Genomic DNA, 12,981 nt, shown 5'->3' with positions numbered 1-12,981 from the left:
CAACCTACGCTAAAATACAAGCTTCGGCAGGTATACCTTGGCGTAGGTGGAGGGGCTTTTAACAAGTTAAGAGAAAACGAAAAAACGTAATGATAAAGGATGAAGTTACCCCCCACGTTTGTCATTCCGGACTTGATCCGGAATCTCGTTTTTCACGTTGTGCCTTTTACCAGCGTAGGTTAGGTTAGAGATCCTGAAACAAGTTCAGGATAACAAACTGGGGCGTTAGGTGGCAAAAGTAAGGATAAAAACAATAGTAATGATAAACCTCGAGGGTTGCAAAGAGGTTAATGGAGAGAATAAGGATAAAAATGATAGATATACACAGTCACATTCTTGCAGTATGGAATAGAAAACCTTTTACAGAAGAAGACCTTCTAAAAAGAATGGATACTCTTGGAATAGAAAAATCTGTACTTCTTCCGTTAGGTGAAAGCCCAGAAAACAATTTTTTCCCATATAGAACCGAAGAAGTCATAAAGTCATACAAGAGGCATCCAGACAGATTTATTCCTTTTTGTTGCGTTGACCCACGTTCAGGTAACAATTCTCCCGATACTGATTTTTCCTGGATATTAAACTTTTATAAAGATGCTGGTTGTAAAGGGTTTGGAGAACTTACCCCCAACCTTTATATAGACGACCCTTTCTGTATAAACTTATTTAAACAATGTGGTAAAATTGGGTTTCCGGTACTGTTTCATTTGTATAGAGAGTTTGGTGGGTTTTATGGGCTTGTTGATAGCCCAGGGTTGCCGCGCTTTGAAAAAGTTCTTAGAGAATGTCCTGAAACGATTTTTATTGGACACGCTATGGCTTTTTGGGATGAGATAAGCGGGGATATAAATTTGGACAAGAGAGACGAGTACCCTGTTGGTCCAGTAAAATCTCCCGGTAAAATAGAAATTTTAATGAGAAAATATCCAAATCTTTATGGTGACCTTTCTGCAGGCAGTGGTTATAATGCAATAACAAGAGATAGAGAGTTTGGATATAAATTTGTTGAGGAGTTTCAAGATAAACTTCTTTTAGGAACAGACCTCTGCCATCAAGAACCAGATATTCCAGAAAAAATTATCAATTATTTTAAAGATAACTTAAAGGAAGGGAAAATATCAAAAGAGGCATATTCTAAGATTACTGGCGCAAACGCTAAAAAGATTCTTAAGATTTAAATAACCCCTCACCTTCCATCCTCTCCCCCAGAGGAGAGGCAAATAAGGAAAGATTGTCATTCCGGACTTGATCCGGAATCTTGTTTTTCACGTTGTGCCTTTTACCAGCGTTGATTAAGTTAGAGATCCTGAAACAAGTTCAGGATTACAAATTGGGCGTTTTGGCATAAAATGGGCGAGTAGGGGAACAAAAGGCTTGAACCTTTTGTTAACAGCCCCCCATTCCGTCTTTTGTAGTTTGTCTTGCGAGCTTTATCCGCCGAAGCCAACCTACGCTAAAATACAAGCTTCTGCAGGTATACCTTGGCGTAGGTGGAGGGGCTTTTAGCAGACTAAGAACAAAAGAGAAGATTACCCATTTAAAACATAAGGGGAGTTTTTATGAAAATTGTTATAATTGGTACCTGTGGGCATAGTGGTATTGTCTTTAGAGATATTGATAAATCTACTAACGCCAAAATAGTCGGTTTTTCACCTGGTTGTAAAGAGGAAGATATTTCTAAGAGAGCTGCAGTTTACAACCAGTATTATCCTGATATTAAGATTTATGATGATTACTTACAAATGATTGATGAGTTGAAACCAGATATTGCCGCTGTTGGTTCGTATTATTACCTAAACCAAGAGATTACTATGCAACTTCTTAAGAGAGGTATTCATTGTATTTCAGAAAAACCTTCTGCTTTAACTCTTGAAGGGTTAGAGGAATTAAAAGAAGTATATAAAACCTCAGGGGTTGAGTATGTATCTATGTTGGAGATGAGATATAGCCCTCTGTTTCTTGCTGCATATAATGAAATAAAGAAAGGTAGCATCGGAACTCCTTTAATGGTAACTGTTCAAAAAACATATAAACTTGGTAACCGTTCTTTTCTTTTCAGAGATAGAAATTTTTATGGAGGAACTATACCTTATGTTGGTATACACGGTATAGATTTGATGCTTTGGATAATGGACTCTCCTGTTGAAACAATCTTTGCCCGTCACACAAGAGAGGGTAACTCTAACCATCAAGACCTTGAAAGTTGTGCCATAGTTGGGCTTTCATTTAAAAATGGAACTTTTGGCTCGGCTAATATAGATTTTCTTAATCCTGAAAAGGCCGGCGGACACGGTGATGACAGAATAAGGGTAGCAGGGGATAAAGGTATAATTGAGGTTAAAGAAGGGAAGACAACTCTGGTAACAAATGATAATCCTCCTGTTTCAGTTGATACCACCCCTTCAAGATTTTTCTTCCCTGATTTTGTCTCTCATATAAAAAAAGAAGGTACTTGCCTGTTGTCTGCTGAAGATTCTTTCTATTCAACAGAGGTTGTCCTTAAAGCAAGGTTGTCAGCTGATGAGAAGAAGACTATAAACATTTGACAAGATAAGGACAAGATTACCACATACAAGACAAACAGAAAGTATAAATAAGAGGAACAGAAGCAAGTAACCAAAACGAAAGGGGAAAAAATGAGAAAAAGAGGATTTATCATAGGTGTTTGTATTTCTGCCTTTATTGCAATGATCGACCCTTACATTATGCTAAAAGGTCTTTCGGGCGGAGTTTTCTGTTGGGAGTGTTGGGCTCCAGCCGCTATTTTTGCTCTCTTTATTTTGTTACTTCTTCCACTCATTCATTCCATTTTTGTACTACAAGTTTCTGAACTGCTACTTATATATATTATGGCTTCAACGGCTTCTGTTCTACCAAGTATGGGTTTTATGTCTTCTTTAATGCCTATTATTACTGGGTTTAAATATTTTGCTACACCTGTCAACAACTGGCAAGAACTTATTATTGATAAAACTCGTCCGTTGCTTATGCTACAAAACGAAAACGCTATAAAATATTTTTATGAGGGTCTTCCTTCAGGAGAATCCATTCCTTATTCTGCCTGGTTAAAACCTATGGGGTTTGTACTATTGTTTGTTCTTGTATTTTCTTTTCTTGGAATATGTTTGATGGTACTATTTAGAAAACAGTGGGTAGAAAAAGAACGGTTGATTTATCCTCTAACCATACTTCCTCTTGAGATGGTAAAAAAAGAAAAGAATAGCAGGGTTCCTAAACTTTTCAAAAACAAACAGTTCTGGCTATCTTTTTTTATTGTTGTCATATACTATTTTTTAAATTGGTTCACAAGAAGAGTAACAGGAACTCCTATGCTGAAATTAAGCGGGCATATATATTTATTTAGGAGGAATGCAACACTACGATTAAACCCATATTTTCCTATACTTGGGCTTGCATACCTTATGCCGAGAAATGTCTCTTTTTCATTATGGTTGTTCCATATTCTTTTTACTTTTCAGAACGGTTTTTTAAATATGAGAGGGTTTAAGATACCCGGTACAAACGAACATTTTTGCGGTAGGACAGCAATAACCACCTTTGAAGCAGGTGGTGCTATGCTTATGTTTGTGGCTTCATTATTTTTGAGGGCACGCCAACATCTTACAGACTGTTTTAAGAAAGCTTTCAACAGAAATTATCCAATTGACGACTCAAAAGAAATGCTATCGTATAGGGTAGCAATTTTTGGCACTATTATATCTTTTATTCTAATGGTTTCTTTTATGAGATATTTTGGTATGCCCTTGTTTGCCTCATTTATGTTTGTCTTGTTTTCTGTAGCAGTATTTATTGGTTTGGCAAGAATTATTTGCCAAGCTGGGCTACCTGCTGCACAGGCTCAATGTATTCCTTCTGCCTATACATCCTACTTGTTACCGCCAGAGATTGTTTCCCCACAAGGATATGTCGCTATGGGACTTCAATATAGTTGGGCTGCCGATATACGTACATCAATTATGATGGCAACAGGTAACTCTTTAAAAATTCAGGAGGAGGCACGCATCTCTCCAAAACTTCTTTCAACGTCTATCATTATAGCAATCATAGTTTCTTATGTTGCTTCTGCGTGGATGCATATACGCGGGGGGTATGCAATTGGAGCGCTTAACGCTTCAACTTCAGGTGCTTCAGGAGGGGGCGGACCCTGGTTTTTTGGTGGTCAGATGGCTAACTGTATCTCTAATTTCATTCTTCCAAAACTAACATCTCCTATAAGTAAAGAGATTATTTTTTCAAGATATCTATTTACAGGTATTGGTGCATTACTTATGGGAGTTTTAATGTTTCTACATTCTAAATTCTTATGGTGGCCAATTCATTATCTTGGGTTTCCTATAGCGGAATCTCAACCTCTCGGAAATTGGTGGTTTGCTATTTTTATTGCTTGGCTAATAAAAGGGCTTATTCTCCGTTTTGGTGGGCATAATGTTTACAGGAAAAGTGTACCTTTTTTCCTTGGAATGATTTTAGGTCATATTACTTGGATGGTTATAGAAAGTGCTTTAAATCTTATAATAAGATTATAAAAATGTAACATAATAAAGGAGATGAGTAAGTGGAAAAAATGTCTATAAAATTTCTTGAAGAGTTGATGTCAACTGCTAGCCCTTCTGGTTTTGAGACAGAGGTTCAAAGGGTGGTATTAAACCGTATGAAAAAGTGTTCTGATAGGGTAGATATTGATGTTCTTGGAAACCTTATAGGTATTATAAACCCAAAAGGGCAACCAAAAATTATGCTTGCAGGTCACTGTGATGAGGTAGGGCTTATAGTACAACATATAAACGATAACGGGTATCTATATTTCCAAAAGATAGGAGGTACCTATCTTCCTGCTCTTCATACTCAGAGAGTTAATATTATAACAAGTAAAGGAAGAGTACCGGGAGTTATAGGTAGAAAAAAAGGGCTTTCTACCGAAGTTCCACAATCTTTCCCTGTTGAAAGTTTATGGATTGATATTGGAGTGAGGAACCGCAAAGAGGCAGAAAAACTTGTAAGTATTGGTGATCCAATTACTTTTGCAACCAATTTTCAAAAACTACCTAACAATCTTGTCTTATCAAAAGGGTTTGATGATAAAATATCTGTTTTTGCTATTACAGAAATATTTGCAAGACTTTATAAGACAAAATTTGCACCTTCGATATTTGGTGTTTCAACTGTACAAGAAGAACTTGGCACAAGAGGAGCTACCACAAGTTCTTACACCATAAACCCTGACGTAGGTATAGCAATAGATGTTACAGAAGCAACAGATTATCCAGATATGGATAAAAGGTCAAAAGGGGAAGTTGCTCTGGGAAAAGGACCTGTTTTGTATCGTGGGGCAAACATTAATCCAGTAATAGGAAACCTGCTAATAGAGACTGCAAAAAATCTAAATATACCTCATCAGATAGGAGCAGTTGCTGGTCCAACAGGGACTGATGCCCGGGCAATACAAATAATAAGAGGCGGGGTTGCTACTGCACTTATAAGTGTTCCATTAAGATATATGCACACTTCTGGGGAGATTATATCTCTTGATGATGTGGAAAATATTGTGAAACTTGTAGTTGAGGTAGTGAAAAAGATTAAAAAGGGTATGGATTTTATCCCTCTTAAATAAAATGTGAAAAATTTCTCCATTCGCCTTTGCAAATTTAAGGATAAATACGAGGGAATTGTCATGTCATTTGGAAGCATTCTTCGTAATGGCAAGAAACGTGGGTTAAATTTGACGAAATATAGCAAAACAGGGGAGGGTATATGGAAATAAAACGATTCAGTGTTTTTGTGCAGGTTGGTCTCTTTGTTTTACTTTCTATATTAAAGGTTGGGGTTACTCAATCAATAGATAGTAAAATTGTATCTGTTTCGCTCTTTAAAAACGGGCTTGGATTTGTAACTTCAGAAGGAGAATTGTCCCAAAAAAATGGTAAATTTGTTTTTGAACAACTTTCAATACCAGTTCACGGAACTTTCTGGATATACCCTATAGGTAAAGGTGTTGTAATAAAAGAAGCAAAAGCATTTGAAAAAGAAGTGCTTGAATATATACCTGCAATAAACATATCTGAGATACTTGAAGCAAATGTTGGCAGTAGAGTTACTATTCAGTTGCAACCTGAAAAATCTTTAACAGGAAAAATTATATCTATCCCTACCGACCGCATCGTTTCACAACCTCCTCACCTTAGAGGGTTTTATAATCAACCACCAACATCTAACCTATTGATTTTTCAGACGGATGAGGAAGTTTTGTTCTTAAATAAACAGTTGGTACAACAGGTGAGTGTACCTCAAGATAACAACAATAACATATTAAAGGGCAATTTTAAGACAGACATACAACGTAAAAAGAAAAGTTCAGCACTTGAAATAAACGCTGAAAACCCTTTAGGAAAAGGGAAAGTAGGTTTCCAATACCTAACAAAGGGGATTACCTGGGCACCGAGTTGTACTGTTGATATAAGTAATCCTCTTAAAGCTCGTATATATATGAAAGCAGAAATTATTAACGAAATAGAAGACCTAAACAATGTTGACATAAACTTTGTATCAGGATTTCCTAATTTTCAGTTTTCTGAGATTATCTCTCCCATAGCAAAGAAAGAAGACCTGGCAACATTTTTAAATAGTCTTTCAAATCCTTCTCAAATAACCCGCAACCGTTCTGTTGTTACACAACAAGTAGTAATGTTTAACTATACTGCTTCAACTGAACAACTTTTTGGATATGTTCCAAACGTAGAAGGTCAAGTAATGGAAGAACTTTTCCTTTATGAGAAGAAGAATGTTTCTCTTAAAAAAGATGAACGAGGTTATTACCCTCTTTATGAAATAGAAACACCTTATGAGCATATATACGAATGGAAGATAAAAGACACTATTGACCAGAATGATAGATTTAACAAAAATCAACCAGAAGAAAAAGAAGAGATTTGGCATAGTATTTCTTTAACCAATACTGGGAAAACACCTTGGACAACTTCGCCTGCCACAACAGTTCAGTCAAACCAAATACTCGGACAAGATACCCTCTATTATACAAGCCCAGGTGGGAAAAGCAACCTAAGGATTACGCAGTCGGTGGATATAAAAGCAGAACAGGCAGAATTTGAAGTAGATAGAAGGCGTAACGCTGCCCAGTTTTACGGTTCCTATTATGACCTTGTTGAAGTCAAAGGAACCTTAACAGCAACAAGTTACAAAAATAAGAATATCACTCTTAGTGTCACAAAAACGCTTTCAGGTGAGGTTCTATCTTCTTCTCCAGAAGCTCGAATCGAGAAGTCTGCTCGAGGCTTAAAAAAAGTTAATCCACACTCTATATTAAAGTGGGAAGTCCCAATAAAACCTGCTGAAAAGATACAACTTGAATATAAGTATCAGGTCTATATACGCAATTAAAGGCTCCCTTTCCGCTTTTGCGAGTTTAAGGATAAATACGAGGGAATTGCCACACCAAAACACGATTTGCAATGACAAGCAAAGGCAAAAACTAAAGACAAAAGAACCCCTCACCTTGCATCCTCTCCCTCAAGGGGAGAGGCAAATAAGGAAAGATTGTCATTCCGGACTTGATCCGGAATCTCGTTTTTTATTACTTACGTTACGGGGTTACATTAGAGATCTGAAACAAGTTCAGGATAACAAAATTGGGCGTTCGGGCGACAAAATAAGCGAATAGGAGGCTTGCCCCCATTCCGTCTTTTGCCTTCTACTCGTTGGAATTATAGCGCCGAAGACGGCGAAAAAGAATGGATGCAGAATTTTTAAAAAGAAAGTTTGACATTATCGGTTAAGAGTGGTATTGTTAATTTAACTAAACCTAATCAATTCAAGGACTAAATATGTTTAATAAGGCAATGATTGCAATCGATTTTAGGACTGTATCTTTTCCACTCTTAAAGTGTGTAAGAGGGTTAAAAGAGTTAGGTATTAAAAATTTTCACATCATAAGAAGTATAGAACATACAAAAATACCCGGTATTAACATTGGAGCAATAAAAACTTTTTTTCAAGAAGAACTTGATAGGCAGAAAGATTTTTTGAATACGAGAGGGTTCAATGTTGATGCTGATATTCTTGTTGGGATGGCTTGTAAAGAAATAAACAGTCTTGCTATAGAGAACAATTGTGAGTTGATGGTTTTTGGTAGCCACGGTCATACAAGAATAAGTGAATTATTGATTGGAAACATAACTTGCGACACAGTTTATAATCAAGTAATGCCCATTTTATTGGTAAAAATTTCACCTCATTACCAGAAGAAAAGTTTCATTAGTAAAGATAAGTATGAGTTTCTTAACCACGTTGTATTCCCCACAGATTTCTCTAAAAATGCTGACTTTGCTGCTCTATTTTTAAAAAGTTTAATATCTAAAGGTCCAAAAAAAGTTACATTGTTACATATCCAAAATAAGACCACGATTTCTCCCCACTTAAGCCATCGCCTTGAAGAATTTAATAAGACAGATAAACTCCGTTTAGAAGAATTGAAGGAAGTTATACAGAAACCAGATGTTAATATAAATATTGAAATTTTATACGGGCACCCAGTAAAAGAGATAGTTAGATTTTCAAAAGCAAATCAAGCCTCTTTGATAATAATGGGAAGTCAGGGAAGAGGTTTTTTGCAGGAAGTCTTTCTTGGTAGCGTTAGCCAGAATGTCGCAAGATGTTCTGATGTTCCTATTATGTTGGTCCCTGCGCCAGAAAGAAAGATTGCAAAAAATAGCCCGTAATTTTAGAGATATAAATGACCAACCTTATAAAATCAAATATATATATAAAAGAAGAAGAAATAATCGTTTTCTTAAAAAAACTTGTTGAGCAGAACACGTTTACTCAAAATATATCTGGTATTAACAAAATGGCTGATTTTTTAATAAGTTCAATGCCAAAATCTTTCAAACATACAATAAATAACGAAAATAAAAATTTTGCGCCTCATCATATATTTACAAAAAAAGGTAAGACAAAAAAATCTCTTATATTAGCAGGACATTTAGATACCCTTTGGGAGACAGAGAGCCCGTTTAAGAAGATGTCCCGCACAAAAGATAGGCTCACAGGACCTGCTGTTTTTGATATGAAAGGTGGATTAACCGTCTTGGTATGGACTTTAAAAATTCTTGATATATGTGGGCTACTCGAAGACTTATCTATTACTGTTCTTTTTAATTCTGATGAAGAAGTTGGTTCTATAAGTTCTCAGAAAATATATCCTAAACTTAAAAAAGAAACTTCCTCTGCTCTTGTTTATGAAGGTTCAGAGTTAGGAGGCACAATAGTAGTCAAAAGAATAGGTATTGCTAATTTTACTCTTGAGGTTACAGGGAAATCTGCCCATTCTGGGCTTTTTAAAGGCGAAAAAGAGAGTGCCATTGTTGAACTTGCTAAAAGAATACCTTGGTTGGAATCGTTTAATATTGACAGAGATAAACTTACTGTTAATGTTGGTAAAATCAGCGGTGGAGTTGCAACCAACGTCATACCAGACAAAGCTGAATGCGCTTTTGAGATAAGGTTCTGGAAGAATGCGTATTTGAAAGAAGTTTTAGAAGAAATAAAAAAAGATATCTCCACCCCAATAATTAAAGGATGTCGATTAAAACTTAAAGAAACAAACAAACCTATGCCGCCTCTCGATTCTCCCAAAACTGAAGTTCTTTTTGATATAGTTAAAAGAACTGCCTTAGCCTTAAACCAGAAGGTTATACCACAAGGTAGAAACGGTGGTTCTGATGCTAACTGGTTGACAAGTGTTGGTATTCCCTCAATAGACGGGTTGGGGCCTATAGGTGCACTCGGGAGAACTTCTAAAGAATATATTCTTACAAAAAGTCTTTTTGATAGAATAGAACTTAGCGCAAACCTTCTGCTTCTACCAGAACTTTACACTTTTTCTTAACCAACCTTCCAGAGAGTAAAATGTCACACCTCAGTAAAAAGGTCATTATGATATTTCGTTTCAGTCTACTCTTAGAAACATTTTTTAAATCCGCTCTCACCAGATAAGGTAGATTTTGCTTCTCCCTCTCCAATAAGACGTAAGTTATCTCTGCGACCCAGTGAAGTGTACCTATCTGTTATTGGTAAAAATATTTGGTTCATCTCAGGGATAGATAGTTTTTCTCCGTTTCCTGCTATAGGCGTAATTATAGACAAATTGTTTGGCGCCCTTAAAGCAGCAAAATCAGGAATATCTCCTTCAGTTAATATGTTTTGTATCAAAGCCTCAGAAGGTATATTTGTGAAAACATTTGTGCCTTTATATGAAGCAAGTGGGTTTTCTACAACAAGTTTGTCTACTCCTTCCAGTAATGAAGAGCCAACAAGCACAGCAGTAGCAGGACCCTCAGTAGTGTAAAGATATACTTTCGATGCTTCCTTCTTTGCAATGTCTACTATTGATTGAATCAAAGAGAGCCAATACCCAGTGAGTGGAAAGCCAAGCATATAACATGCCCTTAAACTAGTTATACTACCAACATACTCTCCTCTCAACCTCCCTTCACCAAGACCTGGAAGGTCAACAGCCCATACCGCTATATTGTTAACAAGAGCCATCTGGCATACTGCTTTTTGTGAAATTTCCTCTTTACTGTTGCTAACAATTATAAGAATTTCATCTACCTTAAAATTTAAATCAGGCCAATGACAAAGAGCTGATACAAGAGTTCCGTCTTTCCCTTTAAAAACAGTTGCTACTGCAGGTGAACTTTCTCTAACAAACTTTGTACCTGAAAGATTGTCCATTTCAAGTTTAACTTTTTCTTTATAACTAAATATTTTTGAAACAGATTCAGCAGTTACTTGTTTGTTTTGTGGTAAAACCTCTTCTCTCTTTTTATCAAAAAACTCTGGCATAGTCATCACCTGAGAAACAACGGCTGTAGGATAACAAGAGATTGTATCGTAACTCTCCACATTTACAGGAGGTTCTTTTATAACTTTAGTATCTTCAATTCCTTTAAGATGTCTGTTGAACCATTGAATACATCTTTCTCTTGCAATCAATGGGTACCCATGTTTAATAGGTAGCGGGTCAAAAGCAATTTTTTCTGAACAACCAAGCATCTTCCAAATTTCTCTTGCTTTTTTTAGAGTCTCCCTTGCGTCTTCATACCTAAAAGAAAAAGCATCAGACTTTGCGCTAATTACAAGAAGAGAACGGGGTGCTGTAAGAGAAAAGATATCGTATTGTTCTAACTTGTTTGCAAGAGCAAAAGGTGTTTCACACATACAGTTGACCGAAGATACAAGTTTGTAGTAACTCCCAGTAGAACATACTGGAACAACTGCCTTAAAACGATTATCCCAAGCCCCTGAATAGAAACTCTGGTTACCTCCTCCAGAAGCGCCTGTTATCCCAAGTCTGGTAGAATCTACTTCAGGACGAGATGCAAGGTAATCACAAGCTCTATAATTTTCGTGTATTTGGACTCCAAAAAGTGAATAGCCTGTAAGCCATAGAGCAACAGCGTATAACCCGCCGTGATATTCTCCAGGAATCGCCACACTCCGTTCACCATTACCAAAAGCATCTACTGCCAACACAAAGTATCCAAGTTTTGCAAGAGCAGCACACTGTATCTGCGTTCGTGCATCTCTCCTGCCGTGCATTGAATGTCCGTGTACAGCAAGAACACCCGGAACTGGTGCGTTAGAATCTGGAACATAAGCGGTTGCAGTCATTCTTAAACCTGCAAAAGTAGGAAAACTGACTGCTTCTATACGATATCCATCCCTCTTATGAACTTGATGTATCTCTGCTTGCAAAGGGTCGTATTGAGGAACTGGACCAGCAGCAGATTCAAAGAACTTTCGCACAGACTCATGGTAAGAGTTTATATCTTCTTTGTTTCGTGGAAAAACTGGTGTATCAACTGAAGAACGAACTTTGCTTCTTAACCATTCTTGGAAAAGATACCCTTGGGCTGAAGGTAATATCATTATTTCCTCCTTTTTTAAGTACCATTAAGTACTATAATTATTAGTTAGTTTAATAATATTTTTTAGACTTTATCATATACCACAAAAATTTGCAAAAAAAGGATACTATATCTTCTACTAATCAAAATCAGCATACCATTCCGCTCTACCTGAAGTATCTGTTTTATATCTATAAACTTTCCCACCAAGAAAAACATTATTCTTCTCGTCCATACCTGTTTCAAGATTGGTAGCACCTTGACAAGCAGTAGTTATATATAGATAATTTAGATTTGTTCCACCAAAAATAACGCTTGAAGGTTGTTTTGCAGGGACTCTTATCTCTTGTTTGGTTATCCCTTTAGGAGAGATTCTGCGAACAGTAAACGAACCCCAAAACGCTTGCCAAATATTACCTAAAGCATCTATTGTTAAACCGTCTGGGAAACCGTCTTCTTTGCTTCCTTGATAAAAGAGATTTGGGTTAGAAATTTTGCCGGTATTTACATCATAATCGTAAGCAGTGACCCTCTGTTTACCTGTATTTGTATGAAAAAAAGTTTTAAGGTCAAGAGAGAAAGTCATCCCATTGCTACAAGAGATACCGTCAAGAATTTTTATAGGCTTTTTATCTTTCTCTATCATATATAAAGCGCCTGTCCCACCGCCTCTTGTAAGAGTACCAGCAAAAATTCTTCCTTGTGGGTCAGTTGTGATATCGTTAAAAAATTCGTTATTTTCCATTTGGATATGGTGTATTTCTTTAATTGTGTTATGACTTAAAAGATAAACTCCTTTCTCTGCACATAAAACCATATTCCCACTTTTTGTGAATGCAAAACCGCCTACCATAACATCTCCTTCCCAAAAAATTCTGCTCTCATTTTTAAAAGGGTCATAAACCCATATCCTTTTGTTAAATATATCAGTCCAGTAGAGTTTCTCTTCTTTAATATTCCACAATGGACCTTCGCCTAAATGGCAAATACCTTCAAATATACATTCAAGTTTAGAGTTTTGCATAATTTTTTACCACCT

General features: G+C 36.5%; 9 protein-coding genes. 7 read left to right on the top strand and 2 right to left on the bottom strand.

Going from position 1 to position 12,981, the window contains the following annotated elements; translation table 11 throughout:
* Window positions 1-290: 290 nt before the first annotated feature.
* From M0P98_05475 to M0P98_05445, 7 genes are all read left to right on the top strand, one after another.
* Entirely contained in the window at window positions 291-1,175 is an 885-nt protein-coding gene (locus tag M0P98_05475; protein MCK9266313.1) for an amidohydrolase, read from the top strand.
* 381 nt (window positions 1,176-1,556) lie between these two features.
* Window positions 1,557-2,543: a Gfo/Idh/MocA family oxidoreductase gene (locus M0P98_05470; GenBank protein ID MCK9266312.1), complete on the top strand. Its 987-nt coding sequence runs from the start codon at window positions 1,557-1,559 to the stop codon at window positions 2,541-2,543.
* 90 nt (window positions 2,544-2,633) lie between these two features.
* Window positions 2,634-4,544 carry a hypothetical protein gene (locus M0P98_05465; GenBank protein MCK9266311.1) on the top strand — a complete coding sequence of 637 codons (1,911 nt, stop codon included), beginning with the start codon at window positions 2,634-2,636 and terminating at the stop codon, window positions 4,542-4,544.
* A 38-nt stretch (window positions 4,545-4,582) separates the two neighbouring features.
* Window positions 4,583-5,629, top strand: a complete 1,047-nt coding sequence (locus tag M0P98_05460; GenBank protein ID MCK9266310.1) for a M42 family metallopeptidase — start codon at window positions 4,583-4,585, stop codon at window positions 5,627-5,629.
* Window positions 5,630-5,769: 140 nt separating this feature from the next.
* Window positions 5,770-7,413 carry a hypothetical protein gene (locus M0P98_05455; protein ID MCK9266309.1) on the top strand — a complete coding sequence of 548 codons (1,644 nt, stop codon included), beginning with the start codon at window positions 5,770-5,772 and terminating at the stop codon, window positions 7,411-7,413.
* A 443-nt stretch (window positions 7,414-7,856) separates the two neighbouring features.
* Window positions 7,857-8,750, top strand: coding sequence for a universal stress protein (locus tag M0P98_05450; GenBank protein ID MCK9266308.1), 894 nt, complete (start codon window positions 7,857-7,859; stop codon window positions 8,748-8,750).
* A 14-nt stretch (window positions 8,751-8,764) separates the two neighbouring features.
* On the top strand, window positions 8,765-9,919 hold the full coding sequence (locus tag M0P98_05445; GenBank protein ID MCK9266307.1) for a M20/M25/M40 family metallo-hydrolase: 1,155 nt from the start codon (window positions 8,765-8,767) through the stop codon (window positions 9,917-9,919).
* Between the two features lie 71 nt (window positions 9,920-9,990).
* On the opposite strand, the gene M0P98_05440 is transcribed toward M0P98_05445, so the two are convergent.
* On the bottom strand, window positions 9,991-11,964 hold the full coding sequence (locus M0P98_05440) for an acetylxylan esterase (protein ID MCK9266306.1): 1,974 nt from the start codon (window positions 11,962-11,964) through the stop codon (window positions 9,991-9,993).
* 117 nt (window positions 11,965-12,081) lie between these two features.
* Entirely contained in the window at window positions 12,082-12,966 is an 885-nt protein-coding gene (locus M0P98_05435; protein MCK9266305.1) for an SMP-30/gluconolactonase/LRE family protein, read from the bottom strand.
* Window positions 12,967-12,981: the final 15 nt, after the last annotated feature.

This window comes from bacterium, assembly GCA_023230585.1.
In the GTDB taxonomy this organism is placed as follows: domain Bacteria; phylum Ratteibacteria; class UBA8468; order B48-G9; family JAFGKM01; genus JALNXB01.
Note: the sequence above shows the minus strand (reverse complement) of the source record. Positions and strands in the feature narration are given on the sequence as shown.

Coding starts and splice junctions, on each gene's coding strand:
- M0P98_05475 (MCK9266313.1), top strand. CDS start 291: ATGGAGAGAATAAGGATAAAAATGATAGATATACACAGTCACATTCTT.
- M0P98_05470 (MCK9266312.1), top strand. CDS start 1,557: ATGAAAATTGTTATAATTGGTACCTGTGGGCATAGTGGTATTGTCTTT.
- M0P98_05465 (MCK9266311.1), top strand. CDS start 2,634: ATGAGAAAAAGAGGATTTATCATAGGTGTTTGTATTTCTGCCTTTATT.
- M0P98_05460 (MCK9266310.1), top strand. CDS start 4,583: ATGTCTATAAAATTTCTTGAAGAGTTGATGTCAACTGCTAGCCCTTCT.
- M0P98_05455 (MCK9266309.1), top strand. CDS start 5,770: ATGGAAATAAAACGATTCAGTGTTTTTGTGCAGGTTGGTCTCTTTGTT.
- M0P98_05450 (MCK9266308.1), top strand. CDS start 7,857: ATGTTTAATAAGGCAATGATTGCAATCGATTTTAGGACTGTATCTTTT.
- M0P98_05445 (MCK9266307.1), top strand. CDS start 8,765: ATGACCAACCTTATAAAATCAAATATATATATAAAAGAAGAAGAAATA.
- M0P98_05440 (MCK9266306.1), bottom strand. CDS start 11,964: ATGATATTACCTTCAGCCCAAGGGTATCTTTTCCAAGAATGGTTAAGA.
- M0P98_05435 (MCK9266305.1), bottom strand. CDS start 12,966: ATGCAAAACTCTAAACTTGAATGTATATTTGAAGGTATTTGCCATTTA.